Below are 16167 nucleotides of genomic sequence, written 5' to 3' on the forward strand. Positions count from 1 at the left end.
TGCGGTCGAGTGCGCTCAGGCCGTCGCTGCGCAGCGGTGCGCGCGCCGTGCCGCGCGGCTGCGCGGCGCCGGGCTGGCTGGCGCCGCCGGCCCCGGGCCGTGCCGCCAGGGTCTGGCCGCCCTGCGCCGCCAGCAGGCTGCCCCCCACCAGCAAGCCCATCAGGCCCAGCATCTCGTTGAGTACCTGTCTGCGGCTGCGGGCGGCGGGGCGCGTCATGGCGGGAACCTCTCGGCTCAGACGGTTTCGCGAGGCCGGGCCGGCAAGGGCGGGACGTCGTCCGTGCGGGTGCCGGCCGTGCCAGCCTGGGCGGCGGCGCTTTCAGCGTCGGCGGCATCGTCCGCCTGGAGCTGGCGCCACAGCCGCCCCAGATAGGGGTCATCGACGCCGTTGGTGGCCAGCCCCAGCAGGGTTTGCTGCAGGTATTCGCGCGCCGGGCCGTACAGTCCGGCGGCGTGGCGTAGCCGCTCGACCACGCTGGTGTCCGGCAGCCGGCCGGCGTAGGACTCGTGCGTGCGGTTCATGACGAAGGCCAGGGCGCGTTGCCCGGGGCCCTGATCGCCATCGGCGCCGGTGCGGATGCGCAGCCAGCGCGGGTGGTACGCGCCGGTCAGCATCTCGCGGCGCCACAGCACGCGGAATTCCTGCTCGACCACGTGGCTGGGGATGCGGAACACCATGCCGTGGCAGCAGCCACCGCGATCCAGGCCCAGTACCAGCCCCGGATTGTCCCAGGTGCCGCGGTTGATGCGGGAGTAGAGGTAGAAGCCGCGGTGGTAGCCATGCACGGTCGCGCGCCGGCGCTCGGTGTGCACCACCATCGGGTTCCAGATCAGGGAGCCATAGCCGAACACCCAGACATCGCCGCCGAGCGCGGGATCTTCGGGCTTGCATGCCAGCGCGTCGCAGAGGGACTGCTCCAGCACGTGCTCGGGCAACAGCGAGGACGCGACCGGGGTACTGCACAGCGAGGTGCGCAGCCGGTCGGATTCGAGGTCCTGTCGCGTAATGGCCATGCTGCAAGCATAAATCAAAGCTGCGTCCCGGGCAGGTGGGGAAAATGACATAACTGCCAGTTTTTCCCGGAAATGCCTGAGCCGGCGGCAGCGGTGTGGGCGCTGGACAACGGTCGCGGCCGCGTGGCGGCCTTGCTACCCGGCGTGATGCCGGATCGATGCATGCACGCGCACGCTTGTCCGCCGTCAGCCCGGAGCGTTTTACTGGCCCGCGGTGGCGGCCAGTCTTTACAATGGGAGCCTCAATCCGACCAGGAGGAACCTGCGATGGCGCGTACGCTTACGGTGGTGTTCGGCAGCGGCAAGGAGTATGACTTCACGATCGGCGCGGACGAGCTGGCCGCGGTCGGCGAGGATGCGGCGTGGCGCTGGTTCGACCGGGAGTACACCGAACTCGATTGCCAGGCGTCGAGCCCGGTCGGCAAGGTGCTGGTGATCGACAAGATCCTGAACGTCGCCAAGTTTTCCGGAGAAGCGCGCTTCTCCGGCGATCCTGCCTGGGCGCAGGACTATGCGCGCCATGCGGCGCGTCTGCTGGACCGCGACAAGGTCCGCGTCGATGTCGGCAACGCCGCCATCGGTTTCTGAGTCCGCTAACGAGGCGCGCGGCGCGCGCGCCCGTTTTGCCGCTCCCGCCCGCGCGGGAGCGACGTGGCGGCGATCAGACCGCCAGCAGTTCCACTTCAAACAGCAGCGTCGCGTTAGGCGGGATCACGCCGCCGGCGCCGCGCGCACCGTAGCCGAGGTCCGCCGGGATCACCAGGCGGCGCACGCCGCCGACCTTCATGCCCTGCACGCCTTCGTCCCAGCCGCGGATCACATGGCCGGCGCCCAGCGGGAACACGAACGGGTCATTGCGGTCCTTGCTCGAATCGAACTTGCGGCCGGCCTGGCCGTTCTCGTACAGCCAGCCGGTGTAGTGCACGGTGACGTGCTTGCCGGCGGTGGCTTCGGCGCCGGAGCCGACGGTGGTGTCTTCGTATTGCAGGCCAGAGGGCGTGGTTTGCATGGTGATTTCCTTCCGATGAAAACTGGCAGGGACCAGTCGAGGTGAATCGGGAGCGCGGCGGTGGCCGCCTCGTTCAATCCTGGGCGCGCTGCAGCACGTCCAGTTGCAGTTGCACGTTGCGGTCGTCGTCGGCGACCCAGATATCGCCGTCCTGGATCGTCACCGACAGGCGCATCGCGCGCTGCGCCAGGGCGGCGAGCGCGTCGACCGCTTCTGTCGGGACATTGTAGACGGTGACGTTGCGCAGCTTGCCGGCCTTGCCCGCCATGCCCTTCCACCACTCGCGCGCGCTGGCGCCGCTGTAGGTGTACACGGTCACGCGCTCGGCGCGGGCGGCGGCGCGCTTCAGGCGCGCTTCGTCGGGCTGGCCCAGCTCGACCCAGTGGGCGATATCGCCGGTCAGGCGCTTGTCCCACAGGTCGGGCTCGTCGGGCTCATCCAGGCCGCGGGTGAAGGCCAGCGTCTCGGTGGCTTCGCAGGCGAAGGCGAGCACGCGCACCATCATGCGTGCGTCATTCTCGGACGGATGCTGGGCGATGGTGAGGCTGTGGCTGCCGTAGTAGGGCCGGTCCATGTCGGAGACGGCCAGCTCGGCTTTGAAGATGGTGGACTTGAGCGCCATGAAGTGAGGTGTGCGGCTGCGTCCGGGCGCGGTGGCGCGGTACGCGAAAGGCCGCATCATACGCGATTCGGCGGCGCCGCCGTATGCGCGTGGGCAGGGCAAGGTGGGCCAGCCGGCACAAATGGCCGGCCAGGGACGCGGCTGGGGAACGACCTCAGCGCTTGCGGTATTCCTTCAGGTAGAAGCGCAGCAGCGCCGACAGCAGCAGCGTGGCCAGGAAGCCGGCTGCCACCACCAGCGCCTGGCCGGCATCGGTATCGAGCTGGCCGGCCACGCCGAGGCGGAACAGCCAGGTGCCGACCATCATCGCCAGGAACGGCATCAGCAGGGCGCCGCGGCCGTAGGTGCGCACCGCCCACAGCGGGAAGCGGCGCAGGAATTCGCCCGGAATGCTGCACAGCAGGCAGGCGCCAGCGGCGGCCAGGGCGGCTGCGACGATGTCGCCGGAATGGATCTCGAACATGGTCTCTGTCTCGCGTTGCCGCACACGCGGCGGCGTGGCAGGGATTGAGCAAAGCGCTGATTCTACAAGAGAAAACTGCGCCGGAGGTGACGCGTTGGGCTAGCGCGCGGGGCTGGCCGCCGGCGATGCCTCTATCGCCACCTGAAGCGTCACGATGTCGCCCGCATCGGGCAGGAAGCGGGTCATGCCGAAGGCACTGCGCGGCACTTCGGCGCGGAAGTCGCCGCCGCACACCTGCCGCGCCACGCCGAACATCGTGACCTCGCCGCAGCGAAAGCGCTCGGCCTGCAGCCGCACCGGTTGGGTGACGCCGTGCAGGCTCAACTCGCCCTCTACCGCCACAAGCCGGCCGCCGTCGCTGATAAAGCGATCGGCACGCAGCCGCGCCACGGGAAACTGCGCGATATCGAAGAACTGTGCCGAGCGCAGCACGCCGTCGAGCGTGCGGTTGCCGGTGTCGACCGAGGCCAGGTCGACGGTCACGTCGACCGCGCCTGCACCGCTGTCGGCATCGTAGACGATGCGGCCGTCGATCTTGCCGAAGCGCCCGCGCACCGAGCTGCGCTCGAAATGGCTGGCGCCGAAATAGACGGTGGTGTGGACCGGGTCGAGCGTGTATTCCACCGGCGCGGCGCCGGCGCCGGCGCTGCCCAGCATGGTGATCGCAACGGCTGCCAGCAGGCGAACGGCTGCCGACATGGCTAGTGCACGAACACCGGCAGCAGGAAAATCCCCACCACCGACAGGTACCCGATGGTCCAGCACAGCGTGCGCAGCGTGGCCCGGTCGGTCAGGTAGCACACGGTATAGAGGATGCGGGTGAGGATGAAGACCATCGACAGTTCGTCGATGCGCGCCTGCGGCGCTTGCAGGAAGCTGGCGGTGAGCACCGCCGCGGCAAAGAAGGGGAAGGCCTCGAAATGGTTGCGGTGCGCCAGGTCGGCGCGCCGCGCGCGCCCGGTCTGCTTGTCGAGCCAGCCGCGCGGGTCATGGTTGTCGAAGCCGGGCGCGCTGGCCTTGGCGATGGCTACCGTGGCGAGCGGCAGCACGCCGGCCAGCAAGACGCACCAGAACGCGATCGGCATGGTTTCGGTCCTTTCCGTTGCAGTGCCGCAGCCGCAGCAGCCGGGGCGGCCGCTGCGGCCGGTAGCGCGGTCAGGCGGCGACCACGCGGATCTCGATGCCCGCCAGGCCCACCACCTGCCCGGCGCGAATCTTCGCAGTCTTGCGCGATTCGGGCGCGCCGTCCACCGAGACTTCGCCGGAGGCGACCAGCGCCTTGCCGGCGCCGCCGCTGTCGCACACGCCAGCCAGCTTGAGCAGGTCGTTAAGGGCGATGAACTCGCCCTCGAGCGGGAAGGTGATGGTCCGCACCGGAGTTGCCTTGCCCATCACTTGCCCCAGCTGTCCTTCAACCCGACGATGCGGTTGAAGACCGGCTTGCCCGGCTGAGAATCATTGCGGTCGGCAACGAAGTAGCCGTGGCGCTCGAACTGGAACCGGTCTTCCGGCTGCGCCTCGCGCAGGCCCGGCTCCAGGTAGGCTGTGACCACCTTCTTGGAATCGGGATTGAGCGCGTCCAGGAAGTTCTTGCCGCCGGCGTCCGGGTTGGGGTCGTTGAACAGGCGGTCATACAGGCGCACCTCGGCCTCGTAGCCGTGCGCGGCGCTGACCCAGTGGATCACGCCCTTGACCTTGACGCTGTCGGCGCCCGGCGTGCCGCTCTTGGTATCGGGCAGGTAGTTGGCATGCACGGCGACGACGTTGCCGTCGGCGTCCTTGTCCACGCCGGTGCACTCGACCACGTAACCGTATTTCAGGCGCACCTTGTTGCCCGGGAACAGGCGGAAATAGCCCTTGGGCGGGGTCTCGTTGAAGTCCTCGCGCTCGATCCACAGTTCGCGCGACAGCGGGAACACGCGCTTGCCCAGTTCCGGCTTCTTCGGATGGACCGGGGCCGAGCATTCCTCGCTCTGGCCTTCGGGGTAGTTGTCGATGACCAGCTTGAGCGGGTCCAGCACGGCCACGCCGCGCGCGGCCCGGCCGTCCAGGTCGTCGCGCACCGCGCCTTCGAGCGTGCTCATGTCGATCCAGCTGTCGGCCTTGGCCACGCCGACGCGGTCGCAGAACAGCTGGATCGATTCCGGCGTATAGCCGCGGCGGCGCACGCCGACCAGCGTGGGCATGCGCGGATCGTCCCAGCCGTCGACACGGTTCTCGTCGACCAGCTGCTTGAGCCTGCGCTTGCTGGTGATGGCGTAGGTCAGGTTCAGGCGCGCGAACTCATACTGGTGCGGCAGCGGGTCGCGGAACACGCCGGCGTCACGCAGGTGCTCCAGCACCCAGTCATACAGCGGGCGGTTGTTCTCGAACTCCAGCGTGCACAGCGAGTGCGAGATATTCTCCAGCGCGTCCGAGATGCAGTGGGTGAAGTCGTACATCGGATAGATGCACCACTTGTCGCCCGTGCGGTGGTGATGCGCGTGGCGGATGCGGTAGAGCACCGGGTCGCGCATCACGATGTTGGGCGCGGTCATGTCGATCTTGGCGCGCAGCACGTGCTCGCCGTCGCCGTACTTGTCGGCGCGCATGTCGCGGAACAGCTGCAGGTTTTCCTCGACGGTGCGGTCGCGGTAGGGCGAGGGCTTGCCCGGCTCGGAGAAGTTGCCGCGGCTGGCGGCGATCTGTTCGGCCGACTGGCTGTCCACGTAGGCGGCGCCGCGCTCGATCAGCGTCTCGGCAAAGGCGTAGAGCTGGTCGAAGTAGTCGCTGGCGTAGTACAGGTGCGGCTGCTTCTGGCCGTCCTTGCATTCGCTGTCCCAGGAGAAGCCGAGCCAGTGCACGGCGTCGATGATCGAATCGACGTATTCGGTGTCTTCCTTGACCGGGTTGGTGTCGTCGAAGCGCAGGTGGCAGCGGCCGCCATAGTCGCGCGCCAGCCCGAAGTTCAGGCAGATGCTCTTGGCATGGCCGATATGCAGATAGCCGTTGGGCTCCGGCGGGAAGCGGGTGATGACGGTCGGCAGCGGCTCGCCTTGCTTGTCCTGGCGGCCGGCATAGGTGCCGGCGGCGAGGTCCTGGTCGATGATGCTCCGCAGGAAGTTGGAGGCGGCTGGGGTGCTGTCGGTAGGCTTGTTGTCGTGGCTCATGGTGGCGCCGGTTGGCCGGCCGGATGGATCGACGGGTTGGATCGATACGGTGGCCGGTCGGGTCGTCAGATTGCGTGGCGGAATGCCAATACCGGGATTTTACCGTGCCGGCGGCGCCGCACGCGGTGAGCATCGGCTCATTTATGGTTTGTCGGTTGCCGGCGCCGGTTGGCCGCACCGAAAGTGACGCGTCGGAGTAGCATGGAGACCCGTGCCGGCCGGCCACGGCCGCCAGTCCTTCACCGCAGCAGGAACGCCCATGAACGCCCACACCGATGCGGCACAAGTGCCGCCCATGCCCCACGATGTCGTTGCCGCGCTGTGGCGCGATGCCGGCCTGCCCGCGGAGGCGCTGGCCCATCTGCGTCTGGACGGCGCCGAGCCGGTGCTGCCTTCAAGCTTTGCAGTAGGGACCGCGGCGCAGGCCAGCCTGGCCGCGTCGGCGCTGGCCGCCGCCACGCTGTGGCAGGGCCGCAGCGGCCGCTGGCAGGACGTCAGCGTCGACATGCGCCACGCGATCACCGAGTTCCGCAGCGAGCGCTACCTGCGCGTCGACGGCGGTCCCGCGCCGGAGCTGTGGGACAAGATTGCCGGCACCTACCGCTGCGGCGACGGCCGCTGGGTCCGGCTGCACACCAATTTCCCGCATCACCGCGATGGCGTGCTGCGCCTGCTGGGCTGCGCCTATGACAAGGCGGCGGTGCAGGCGGCGCTGGAAAAGTGGGAAGCCGAAACGTTCGAAACCGCCGCGTCCGACGCCGGCCTGGTGGTCGCTGCGCTGCGCAGCTTCGACGAATGGGACCGCCATCCGCAGGCCGCGGCGCTGCGCGGCCTGCCGCCGATGACGCTCGAACGCATCGGCGATGCGCCGCCACAGCCATGGCCGGCGCCAACGTCTGCCGATGCGCGGCCGCTGTCGGGCGTGCGCGTGCTCGACTTCACCCGCATCATCGCCGGCCCGGTCGCCGGGCGCACGCTGGCCGCGCATGGCGCGGACGTGCTGCTGGTAACCTCCGCGCACCTGCCGTCGATCGCGCCGCTGGTGATCGACACCGGCCGCGGCAAGCGCAGCTGCCAGCTCGACCTGCGCGACCCTGATGACAAGCGCACGCTGCACAAGCTGCTCCACGGTGCCGACGTGATGGTGCAGGGCTACCGGCCCGGCGGCCTGGCCGAGCTGGGCGTGGGCGCGGAAGCCGCGGCGCGGGCGCGGCCGGGCATCGTCTACGTGTCGCTGAGCGCGTATGGCCACGTCGGGCCGTGGGCGCACAAGCGCGGCTTCGATTCGCTGGTGCAGACCGCCACCGGCTTCAACCACGCCGAGGCCGAAGCGGCCGGCAGCGACACGCCGCGGCCATTGCCAGCGCAGGTGCTGGATCATGCCGCGGGCTACCTGCTGGCATTCGGCGCGATGGCCGCGCTGCACCGGCGCGCGCTGGAAGGCGGCAGCTGGCACGTGCGCGTGTCGCTGGCCCAGGTGGGGCAGTGGCTGCGCGGGCTGGGGCGGGTGCCGCAGGGGCTGAAGGCGCCCGAGCAGAAGATCGACGATGTCGCCGACCTGCTCGAAGCGGTGCCGTCCGGCTTCGGCATGCTGACCGTGGTGCGCCACGCGGCGCTGCTGTCCGGGACGCCGGCGCGCTGGACGCTGCCGTCCGAGCCGCTCGGCACGCACGCGCCGGAGTGGCTGCCGCGCTAGTACAGAGTATTACGCTGCCGTTCGGGCAGCTCGCGGTCATAGGCGGCCCCGTCGATGGCGTTCTCGCTCAGCGTGGCCAGGATCTCGCCGTTGCTCGGCAGCGTCTGCCGTGCGACCTGCGCGTCCGCGGACCACAGGCGCGAGCGGATCAGCGCGCGGGCGCACTGGAAGAACACCGACTGCACCTTGACCACCAGCACTGTGGTCGGCGCCTTGCCGTCGACCACGCACCGCGCGATCAGCGCCGGGTCGACGCTGATCTGCGCGGTGCCGTTGACACGGATGGTCTCGTTGACGCCGGGGATTACGAACAGCAGGCCGACGCGCGGATCGGCCACGATATTGCGCAGGCTGTCGATGCGGTTGTTGCCGCGCCGGTCGGGCAGCAGCAGCGTGCGCTCGTCCAGCACCTGCACGAAACCGGGCATGTCGCCGCGCGGCGAGCATTCGGCCCAGTCGTCGGCGACGGTCGACAGCAGGCAGAACGGTGCGGCCTCGATAAAGGCGCGGTAATGCGGGTGCAGGTAGTCGACTTCCTTGGACAGCGAAGGTGCCGCGGGCTGGGCGTAGAGCGCTTCCAGTTCGGCCAGGGAGGTGATGGCGTGCGAGGTCATGGCGGGGCGGGGCGGTTGGCGGGGCAAGCGACAATGTAGCGCAGCCGGCGGCGCTGCGCAGGGCGCTCAGAGTGTCACGGTGCCGCGGCCAATCTCCAGCACGCGGCCGCCCACGCGGATCGCGCCGTCCGGGCCGACCGACAAGCGCAGCCGGCACGGGCGGCCGACGGCCTCGCCCTGGTCGATGATGTATTCCGCCGGCAGCGCGCGGCTGGTGGCGAGCAGCCAGCCACCGAGGTTGGCGCAGGCCGAGCCCGTGCCCGGATCCTCGGCCACGCCGCCGCCCTGCTGGGCGAAGAAATAGCGCGACAGCACGCGGCCAGGCTGTTCGGGATCGAAGGCGAACACGTACGCGGTCTTGCGGCCCAGGCTGCTCTGCGGCCAGATGTCGAGCCGCGCGCTGTCGGGATTGGCGCGCCGCACGGCATCGGTGCTGTTCACGGCCACCAGCAACTGGTCGGCGCCGGTGTCGACCCACATCGGCGACCCCAGCAGGTCGCTCTCCTGCAGGCCGAGCAGGCTTGCCATCCCGGCATCGGGCAGGCCGGCCGGGGCGGTCTTCGGCATGCCGCTGTGCGGTGCGGTGAAAGTCCACACATCGCCCTGCGCCGTCACCGGGACCACGCCGGCGAGGAATTCGAGCGTCAGCGTGTCGCCGGTGCCGGCCAGTTCGCGCACCACGTGCGCGGTGCCCAGCGTGGGGTGGCCGGCGAAACGCATCTCATGGCCGGGCGTGAAGATGCGCACGCGCGCGCTGGCATTGTCCGACGGCAGGATAAAGGTGGTTTCCGACAGGTTGAACTGCAGCGCGAGCGCCTGCATGGTGGCCTCGTCCAGGCCGCGCGCGTGTTCGAACACGCACAGGGGATTGCCGCCGAAGGTGGATTCGGCGAAGACGTTGAGCAGGCGGAAGGCGTAGGTGGGCATGGTGCGGGCTCCGGAAGCATCCGTGCAGTGTACGGAGGCGGAGTCGGTGCGCCATGCACAGTTGGCGGGGTTGTGGGCGGGCCAGTTGCGGGGTTTGCTCCCTCTCCCGCGTGCGGGAGAGGGAGAACACCTTGCTTAGGCTAGCTCGGGCGGCTTGGGTGCACCCAAAACCGTTGGCTTCGTTTGGTGGCTCGGCTTCGTTTGGTGGCTCAGAACCCCACCGCCTGCCCGTCGCGCCGGCTGTCGCTGGCGGCCACGTACCCTTGCTCCGGATCGTCCGACAGGCGCCAGATAAACTGGCCCGAGCCAAAGTCCATGTACGGGTCTTCCACCGACTTCAACTGGTGCCCGCGCGCCTTCAGCCCTGCGACCGTGGCCGGGTCCATGGTGCCTTCCACGTCCAGTGTGAAATCGCGGTTGACCTTCCAGCGGGGCGCGCAGCATGCGGCCTGCGGCTGCTGGTTGTAGTCCAGCATGCGCACCACCGTCTGCAGGTGGCCCTGCGGCTGCATGTCGCCGCCCATCACGCCGAAGCTCATCACCGGATGGCCGTTTTTCGTCAGGAAGGCCGGGATGATGGTGTGGAACGGGCGCTTGCCGCCGGCCACGGCGTTGGCGGACCTGGGATCCATCGAGAAGCCCACGCCGCGATTCTGCAGGCTGATGCCGGTGCCCGGCACCACCACGCCAGAGCCGAAGCCCATGTAGTTCGACTGGATGAACGAGACCATCATGCCGCTCTCGTCGGCGGCGGTCAGGTAGATGGTGCCGCCCACCTTGGGCATGCCGAAGTTGAAATGCGTGGCGCGCTGCATGTCGATCAGCCTGGCGCGCGATTTCAGGTACGCGTCATCCAGCATCTGTTCCGGCGTGACCTCCATGCTGCGCGGGTCGGCCACGTAGCGGTACAGGTCGGCGAAGGCCAGCTTCATCGCTTCGATCTGCAGGTGCTGCGAATCGACGGAGTCGACCGGGATCGAGGCCATGTCGAACTGGCTGAGGATGCCCAGCGCCACCAGCGCGGCAATGCCCTGGCCGTTGGGCGGGATCTCGTGCAGCTCGTAGCCGCGGTAGGCCTTGCTGATCGGCTTGACCCAGTCGGGGCGATAGTTGCGCAGGTCGTCAAGCGTCATCGCGCCGCCGCACTGCTTGCTGAAGGCGGCGATCTTCTCGGCGATCTCGCCTTCGTAGTAGGCGCGGCCGCGGGTCTCGCCGATCTTGCGCAGCGTCTCGGCGGCAGCCTTCATGGTGAACTTCTCGCCGACCAGCGGCGCGCGGCCATTGGGCATGAAGGTCTCGGCGTAGCCCGGCTGGTCCTTCAGCTCGGGCACAGCGGCGGCCCACTTGTGCGCCACCACGGGCGGCACGGCGTAGCCGCGCTCGGCGATCTCGATCGCCGGCTCCATCAGGTCGGCGAACGGCAGCTTGCCGAAGCGCTCGTGCATCGCCGCCCAGCCGGCGATCACGCCGGGCACGGTGACCGAGTCCCAGCCGCGGATCGGGCGGTTGGCCAGGCCGTTGGCGTCAGTGCCGTACTTGTTCCTGAAGTACTCCGGGTTCCAGGCGGCCGGGGCCACGCCGGAGGAGTTCAGGCCATGCAGCTCCTTGCCGTCCCACAGGATGGCGAAGGCATCGCTGCCCAGGCCGCACGATACCGGCTCGACGATGGTGATCGCGGCCGCCGCGGCGATGGCCGCATCGACGGCATTGCCGCCCTTGAGCAGCATGCGCAGGCCGGCCTGCGCAGCCAGCGGGTGCGAGGTGGACACCACGTTGCGCGCAAACAGCGGGATGCGCACGGAGGGGTAGGGGTTGGTCCAGTTGAAGTTCTGCATGGCTTTGTCTGTCGTTTCAGTAAGCGGCCGGGCCGTCGTGGGCGCCGGCAGCGTTGGCACTCGCGGTGCCGTTATTCTGCCGTGATCTTGCGATCCTTGATCAGCTTGCCCCAGCGGGCGCTGTCCTTCTTCACCATGGCGGCAAACTGCGCCGGCGTGCCGCCGACCGGCTCGGCGCCCAGCTTGCCCAGGCGCTCCTTGACCTCGGGCGACTGGATGGCCTTGTTGAACTCGGCATTCAGGCGATTGACGATGTCCGCCGGCATCCCCTTGGGCCCGTAGATGCCGAACCACGTATCCGACTCAAAGCCGGGCAGCCCCGACTCGCTGGCCGTGGGGATCTCCGGTGCCAGCGGCGAGCGCCTGGCGCTGGTCACCGCCAGCGCCTTGAGCTTGCCGTCCTTCACATGCGGCAGCCCCGAGACGATGCTGTCGAACAGCACCTGCACCTTGCCCGAGATCAGGTCGGGCACGGCCAGCGCGGTGCCGCGGTAGGGGATATGGGTGATGAACACGCCGGCCTGCGCCTTGAACGCCTCGGCGGTCAGGTGCACCACGGTGCCATTGCCGCTGGAGGCGTAGTTGAGTTCGCCGGGATGCTTCTTGGCGTAGTCGACCAGCTCGCGCACGTTCTTCACCGGCAGGCTGTTCGGCACCACCAGCACGTTGGTGGCGATCGCCACCTGGCCGATCGGGGTGAAGTCGGTCTCGGTGTTGTACGGCAGGCGGGTGTTGATGTACGGGCCGATCGAGTGCGTGCTGGTGGTCGCGATCAGCAGCGTGTAGCCGTCCGGCGCGGCCTTGGCCGCCATGTCGGAACCGATCGCGCCGCCGGCGCCCGGGCGGTTGTCCACCACGATCTGCTGGCCGATGTCGGTGCCTACCTTCTGGGCGATGGCGCGCGCCAGCAGGTCGGTCGCGCCGCTTGCCGGGAAGGGCACGATCAGGCGGATCGGCTTGCCGGGATAGTTGTCGGCCAGTGCGGGCGTGGTGGCCAGGCACATGCCACAGGCAGCGGCGATGCCGGCGAGGCGCAGCCAGGATTTCATGCTTGTCTCCGGAGTCAGGCTTGGGGCGGGCATAAAGCGGGCAAGGATTGATGAGCCCGCTTAATTATTCCGTGCCGCCGGTCACAAAGAAAGCTAATATTTCTTTCCAATGTCACAAGAAAAATTTAAGTATCGACGCTGCTTTGCAGCATTGCGCACGGGCACCGATGAGCACGATCCGATTCCTTCGTACCTTCGTTTCCGTAGCCGACCAGGGCTCCTTTGCCGCAGCCGCCGGACAGGTGGCCCTGACCCAGGCCGCTGTCAGCCTGCAGATGCGCGCGCTCGAAAGCGAACTGCGGCGTGAACTGTTCGACCGCAACGGCCGCGTCGCGGTGCTCAATGCCGATGGCCGCGCGCTGTTGCCGCAGGCGCGGCGCCTGCTCGCCCTGTACGACGAGATGCGGCTGCCGCTGGCATCGGACCAGGCCATGGCCGGTGCCGTGGCCGTGGGCGCGGTGGTGTCGGTGATGGGCGGCCTGTCGCACGCGGTGGCCCGCATGAAGCGCACCTACCCGGCGCTCGACGTGCGCCTGGTCGGCGCCAAGTCGATCGAGCTGGCGGCACAGGTCGAGGCCGGCGAGCTCGACGCGGCGATCCTGGTGGAAGGCGCCACGCGGATCCCCGGCACGCTGCGCTGGACGCCGCTGTACCAGGAGCCGCTGGTGGCGATCGCCGCACGCGGCAGCCCCGGCCGCGATGCGCGCGAGGCGCTTGCCGGGAATCCTTACCTGCGCTTCGACCGCAGCCAGCGCACCGGTGTGCTGGTCGAGCGCGCGCTGCGCCGCGCGCACCTGAAGGTCAACGAGTTCCTCGAGCTGAACGCCATCGAGGCGCTGGTCGAGCTGGTGCGCCAGGAGGTGGGCGTGACCGTGGTGCCGCTGCTGCGGCGCGCGCGCTGGCACGACGACGAGGCGCTGCGCATCCTGCCGCTGCTGGTCAACGGCGAGCCGGTCATGCGCCACATCGGCATGCTCGAGCGGCGCGACCACGGGCGCGGGCAGGTAACGGCGGCGGTGCGGGCGGCGTGCAGCGAACTATTTGGCGCCTGAGTGGCACCAGAAGCCGGTCGCCATGGCGCCATAAGCGCGGTCTATCGGCCAGATAGACAGAATCGCATTCTCCTCGGGCCGAGCTGTGCATATATTTTGGTTGCGGACAGCCGCTGCGGAAGTCAGACAGCGCGGCTTCGCCCTGCGCGCGCCCCGATCGTCACGCCGGTGCTCGCCCGCGCGCGTCCGCGCACCGGCGGCAACCAGCCGGCTTGCGTTGCAAGAACGTCCGGCGAGTCGTGCCGGAGCGGGAATCTTCGAAGTCAGACAGCTATTCGGGCAATAACAGCAATCGAGCGACCGCTGACGCCATCGCGGCAGGCGTATGCAGTACGTCCCCCTAAGGAGAGAACGTATGTCTAACGAAGCAAAGTGTCCCTTCACGCATACCGCCGGCGGCGGTACGACCAATCGCGAGTGGTGGCCAAAGCAATTGCGGCTGGACCTGCTCAGCCAGCATTCCGGCAAGTCCAACCCGCTGGGCCCGGACTTCAACTACCGTAAAGCGTTCAAGGACCTGGACCTGGCCGCGGTGAAGAAGGACCTGGCGGCGCTGATGACCGACTCGCAGGACTGGTGGCCGGCGGACTTCGGCCACTATGGCCCGCTGTTCATCCGCATGGCCTGGCACGCCGCCGGCACCTATCGCATCGGCGACGGCCGCGGCGGCGCAGGGCGCGGCCAGCAGCGTTTCGCGCCGCTCAACAGCTGGCCGGACAACGTCAGCCTGGACAAGGCGCGCCGGCTGCTATGGCCGATCAAGCAAAAGTACGGCCAGAACATCTCGTGGGCCGACCTGCTGGTGCTGACCGGCAATGTCGCGCTGGAAACCATGGGCTTCAAGACCTTTGGCTTCGGTGGTGGCCGCGAAGACACCTGGGAACCTGACGGCGATGTGTACTGGGGCGATGAAAAGACCTGGCTCGGCGGTGACGTGCGCTACGGCAAGGGTGCCGCGGGCAAGTATGACGACGCCGGCGTGCTGGTTGCCGACGAGGACATGCATGGCGCCGAGGCCAGCCGCACCGACGACGGCCGCCACCTGGAAAACCCGCTGGCCGCCGTGCAGATGGGCCTGATCTACGTGAACCCGGAAGGCCCGGAAGGCAACCCGGATCCGCTTGCCGCGGCGCACGACATCCGCGAGACATTCGCGCGCATGGCCATGAACGACGAGGAAACCGTCGCGCTGATCGCCGGCGGGCATGCCTTCGGCAAGACGCACGGTGCCGGACCGGCGGACAACGTCGGCGCTGAACCGGAAGGCGCGGATCTCGAGCTCCAGGGCCTGGGCTGGTCGAGTAGCTTCCGCACCGGCAGGGGCGCCGATACCATCACCAGCGGGCTGGAGGTGACCTGGAGCAAGACGCCGACGCAATGGGGCAACAGCTACCTGGAAAACCTGTTCGGCCATGACTGGGAACTGACCAAGAGCCCTGCCGGCGCCAACCAGTGGGTGGCCAAGAATGGCGGCGAGACCATCCCGCATGCGTACGATCCGTCCAAGAAGCTGCGGCCGACGATGCTGACCACCGACCTGTCGCTGCGCTTCGACCCCGAGTACGAGAAGATCTCGCGGCGCTTCCTGGAGCATCCCGACCAGCTTGCCGACGCCTTCGCCCGCGCGTGGTTCAAGCTGACCCATCGCGACATGGGTCCGCGCGCGCGTTACCTGGGCCCGGAAGTCCCGCAGGAAGATCTGCTCTGGCAGGACCCGGTGCCGAAGGTTGACCATCCGCTGGTCAACGACCAGGATGTCGCCGCGCTCAAGCAGAAGGTGCTGGCTTCGGGCCTGCCGCTGTCGCAACTGGTGCAGACCGCGTGGGCGTCGGCATCGAGCTTCCGCGGTTCGGACAAGCGGGGCGGCGCCAATGGTGCGCGCATCCGGCTGGCGCCGCAGAAGGACTGGGCCGTGAATGAGCCCGGACAACTGGGCAAGGTGCTCAAGGTCCTCGAAGGGATCCAGGCCGAATTCAATGGCGCGCAATCCGGCGGCAAGAAGATCTCGCTGGCCGACCTGATCGTGCTGGCCGGCGGCGCGGCCATCGAGCAGGCGGCGCAGAAGGCGGGGCACAAGGTCACCGTGCCGTTCTCGCCGGGCCGCACCGATGCGTCGCAGGAACAGACCGACGTGGACGTAATGGCCGCGCTCGAGCCGAAGGCGGACGGGTTCCGCAACTTCGTCAAGGCGAAATACAGCATCCCGCCGGAGCACCTGCTGGTCGACAAGGCGCAGCTGCTGACGCTGACCGTGCCCGAGATGACGGTGCTGATCGGCGGCCTGCGCGTGCTGAACGTGCATACCGGATCCGATGCGCATGGCGTCCTGACTGACCGCCCGGAAACGCTGACCAACGACTTCTTCCGCAACCTGCTCGACATGCGTCTGGAATGGAAGCCGCTGTCGGACGAGCGCGAGTTGTTCGAAGGGCGCGACCGCAAGACCGGCGACAAGAAGTGGACCGGCACGCGTGTCGACCTGGTGTTCGGCTCGAACTCGCAGTTGCGCGCGCTCAGCGAGGTCTATGCCAGCGAGGATGCGCAGGAAAAATTCGTCAGGGATTTCGTCGCGGCCTGGGCCAAGGTGATGAACCTCGACCGCTTCGACCTGCTGGATTGACGCCTGCCGTTTGAGCGGCAGCTCGGCCCCCGTCACGGTGTCATGCCGTGGCGGGGGCCGGGCATGCGCGTCGTCATCAAGAGCAGCGCGCAAAAAAACGGCCGGCATGCGCCGGCC

16 protein-coding genes and 1 pseudogene are annotated in these 16167 nt (G+C 68.5%); 4 read left to right on the plus strand and 13 right to left on the minus strand.

Going from position 1 to position 16167, the window contains the following annotated elements:
* Together E1J61_RS29125 and E1J61_RS29130 are read right to left on the minus strand one after the other, a co-directional pair.
* Positions 1 to 217, minus strand: a pseudogene (locus E1J61_RS29125) (ankyrin repeat domain-containing protein); the annotation flags it as partial.
* Positions 218 to 234: 17 nt separating this feature from the next.
* The gene (locus E1J61_RS29130) at positions 235 to 1014 is read right to left on the minus strand and encodes a gamma-glutamylcyclotransferase (RefSeq protein WP_133097386.1); all 780 of its coding nucleotides are present in this window, start codon (positions 1012 to 1014) and stop codon (positions 235 to 237) included.
* A 267-nt stretch (positions 1015 to 1281) separates the two neighbouring features.
* Between E1J61_RS29130 and E1J61_RS29135 the strand changes: the two genes are divergently transcribed.
* Entirely contained in the window at positions 1282 to 1602 is a 321-nt protein-coding gene (locus tag E1J61_RS29135; protein ID WP_133097387.1) for a hypothetical protein, read from the plus strand.
* Positions 1603 to 1675: 73 nt separating this feature from the next.
* Here the strand turns inward: E1J61_RS29135 and E1J61_RS29140 are convergent, their stop codons facing one another.
* The 7 genes from E1J61_RS29140 to E1J61_RS29170 all read right to left on the minus strand — a co-directional run bounded on the left by E1J61_RS29140 (position 1676) and on the right by E1J61_RS29170 (position 6257).
* Positions 1676 to 2023, minus strand: a complete 348-nt coding sequence (locus E1J61_RS29140; RefSeq protein ID WP_018008195.1) for an FKBP-type peptidyl-prolyl cis-trans isomerase — start codon at positions 2021 to 2023, stop codon at positions 1676 to 1678.
* Positions 2024 to 2096: 73 nt separating this feature from the next.
* On the minus strand, positions 2097 to 2645 hold the full coding sequence (locus E1J61_RS29145) for a YaeQ family protein (protein WP_063240456.1): 549 nt from the start codon (positions 2643 to 2645) through the stop codon (positions 2097 to 2099).
* Positions 2646 to 2799: 154 nt separating this feature from the next.
* Positions 2800 to 3108: a hypothetical protein gene (locus E1J61_RS29150; protein WP_133097388.1), complete on the minus strand. Its 309-nt coding sequence runs from the start codon at positions 3106 to 3108 to the stop codon at positions 2800 to 2802.
* A 99-nt stretch (positions 3109 to 3207) separates the two neighbouring features.
* On the minus strand, positions 3208 to 3807 hold the full coding sequence (locus tag E1J61_RS29155; protein WP_165971571.1) for a YceI family protein: 600 nt from the start codon (positions 3805 to 3807) through the stop codon (positions 3208 to 3210).
* 2 nt (positions 3808 to 3809) lie between these two features.
* Entirely contained in the window at positions 3810 to 4193 is a 384-nt protein-coding gene (locus E1J61_RS29160; RefSeq protein ID WP_133097389.1) for an MAPEG family protein, read from the minus strand.
* A gap of 70 nt (positions 4194 to 4263) precedes the next feature.
* Positions 4264 to 4500, minus strand: coding sequence for an RNA-binding S4 domain-containing protein (locus E1J61_RS29165; protein ID WP_207951276.1), 237 nt, complete (start codon positions 4498 to 4500; stop codon positions 4264 to 4266).
* A complete protein-coding gene (locus E1J61_RS29170) occupies positions 4500 to 6257 on the minus strand; it encodes a glutamine--tRNA ligase/YqeY domain fusion protein (RefSeq protein WP_133097390.1) in 1758 nt (585 codons plus the stop codon). Before E1J61_RS29170 ends, E1J61_RS29165 begins: the two co-directional genes overlap by 1 nt.
* A gap of 259 nt (positions 6258 to 6516) precedes the next feature.
* On the opposite strand from E1J61_RS29170, the gene E1J61_RS29175 reads away from it, so the two are divergent.
* The gene (locus E1J61_RS29175) at positions 6517 to 7953 is read left to right on the plus strand and encodes a CoA transferase (protein WP_133097391.1); all 1437 of its coding nucleotides are present in this window, start codon (positions 6517 to 6519) and stop codon (positions 7951 to 7953) included.
* Here the strand turns inward: E1J61_RS29175 and E1J61_RS29180 are convergent.
* The 4 genes from E1J61_RS29180 to E1J61_RS29195 form a co-directional block, all read right to left on the minus strand.
* Complete coding sequence (locus E1J61_RS29180; protein ID WP_133097392.1) at positions 7950 to 8567, minus strand: pyridoxamine 5'-phosphate oxidase family protein; 618 nt, start codon at positions 8565 to 8567, stop codon at positions 7950 to 7952. The genes E1J61_RS29175 and E1J61_RS29180 overlap by 4 nt on opposite strands.
* A gap of 66 nt (positions 8568 to 8633) precedes the next feature.
* Positions 8634 to 9494, minus strand: a complete 861-nt coding sequence (locus tag E1J61_RS29185; protein WP_133097393.1) for a PhzF family phenazine biosynthesis protein — start codon at positions 9492 to 9494, stop codon at positions 8634 to 8636.
* 209 nt (positions 9495 to 9703) lie between these two features.
* Positions 9704 to 11329, minus strand: coding sequence for a gamma-glutamyltransferase (gene ggt / locus E1J61_RS29190; protein WP_133097394.1), 1626 nt, complete (start codon positions 11327 to 11329; stop codon positions 9704 to 9706).
* Positions 11330 to 11400: 71 nt separating this feature from the next.
* Complete coding sequence (locus tag E1J61_RS29195; protein ID WP_133097395.1) at positions 11401 to 12378, minus strand: tripartite tricarboxylate transporter substrate binding protein; 978 nt, start codon at positions 12376 to 12378, stop codon at positions 11401 to 11403.
* 167 nt (positions 12379 to 12545) lie between these two features.
* On the opposite strand from E1J61_RS29195, the gene E1J61_RS29200 reads away from it, so the two are divergent.
* Positions 12546 to 13430, plus strand: a complete 885-nt coding sequence (locus E1J61_RS29200; RefSeq protein WP_133097396.1) for a LysR substrate-binding domain-containing protein — start codon at positions 12546 to 12548, stop codon at positions 13428 to 13430.
* 355 nt (positions 13431 to 13785) lie between these two features.
* On the plus strand, positions 13786 to 16050 hold the full coding sequence (katG, locus tag E1J61_RS29205; RefSeq protein ID WP_133097397.1) for a catalase/peroxidase HPI: 2265 nt from the start codon (positions 13786 to 13788) through the stop codon (positions 16048 to 16050).
* Positions 16051 to 16167: the final 117 nt, after the last annotated feature.

This window comes from Cupriavidus sp. L7L (assembly GCF_004353535.1).
GTDB lineage: Bacteria > Pseudomonadota > Gammaproteobacteria > Burkholderiales > Burkholderiaceae > Cupriavidus > Cupriavidus oxalaticus_A.

Coding starts and splice junctions, on each gene's coding strand:
- E1J61_RS29145 (WP_063240456.1), bottom strand. CDS start 2,645: ATGGCGCTCAAGTCCACCATCTTCAAAGCCGAGCTGGCCGTCTCCGAC.
- E1J61_RS29150 (WP_133097388.1), bottom strand. CDS start 3,108: ATGTTCGAGATCCATTCCGGCGACATCGTCGCAGCCGCCCTGGCCGCC.
- E1J61_RS29185 (WP_133097393.1), bottom strand. CDS start 9,494: ATGCCCACCTACGCCTTCCGCCTGCTCAACGTCTTCGCCGAATCCACC.
- E1J61_RS29195 (WP_133097395.1), bottom strand. CDS start 12,378: ATGAAATCCTGGCTGCGCCTCGCCGGCATCGCCGCTGCCTGTGGCATG.
- ggt (WP_133097394.1), bottom strand. CDS start 11,329: ATGCAGAACTTCAACTGGACCAACCCCTACCCCTCCGTGCGCATCCCG.
- E1J61_RS29170 (WP_133097390.1), bottom strand. CDS start 6,257: ATGAGCCACGACAACAAGCCTACCGACAGCACCCCAGCCGCCTCCAAC.
- E1J61_RS29160 (WP_133097389.1), bottom strand. CDS start 4,193: ATGCCGATCGCGTTCTGGTGCGTCTTGCTGGCCGGCGTGCTGCCGCTC.
- E1J61_RS29175 (WP_133097391.1), top strand. CDS start 6,517: ATGAACGCCCACACCGATGCGGCACAAGTGCCGCCCATGCCCCACGAT.
- E1J61_RS29135 (WP_133097387.1), top strand. CDS start 1,282: ATGGCGCGTACGCTTACGGTGGTGTTCGGCAGCGGCAAGGAGTATGAC.
- E1J61_RS29130 (WP_133097386.1), bottom strand. CDS start 1,014: ATGGCCATTACGCGACAGGACCTCGAATCCGACCGGCTGCGCACCTCG.
- E1J61_RS29165 (WP_207951276.1), bottom strand. CDS start 4,500: ATGGGCAAGGCAACTCCGGTGCGGACCATCACCTTCCCGCTCGAGGGC.
- E1J61_RS29180 (WP_133097392.1), bottom strand. CDS start 8,567: ATGACCTCGCACGCCATCACCTCCCTGGCCGAACTGGAAGCGCTCTAC.
- katG (WP_133097397.1), top strand. CDS start 13,786: ATGTCTAACGAAGCAAAGTGTCCCTTCACGCATACCGCCGGCGGCGGT.
- E1J61_RS29200 (WP_133097396.1), top strand. CDS start 12,546: ATGAGCACGATCCGATTCCTTCGTACCTTCGTTTCCGTAGCCGACCAG.
- E1J61_RS29155 (WP_165971571.1), bottom strand. CDS start 3,807: ATGTCGGCAGCCGTTCGCCTGCTGGCAGCCGTTGCGATCACCATGCTG.
- E1J61_RS29140 (WP_018008195.1), bottom strand. CDS start 2,023: ATGCAAACCACGCCCTCTGGCCTGCAATACGAAGACACCACCGTCGGC.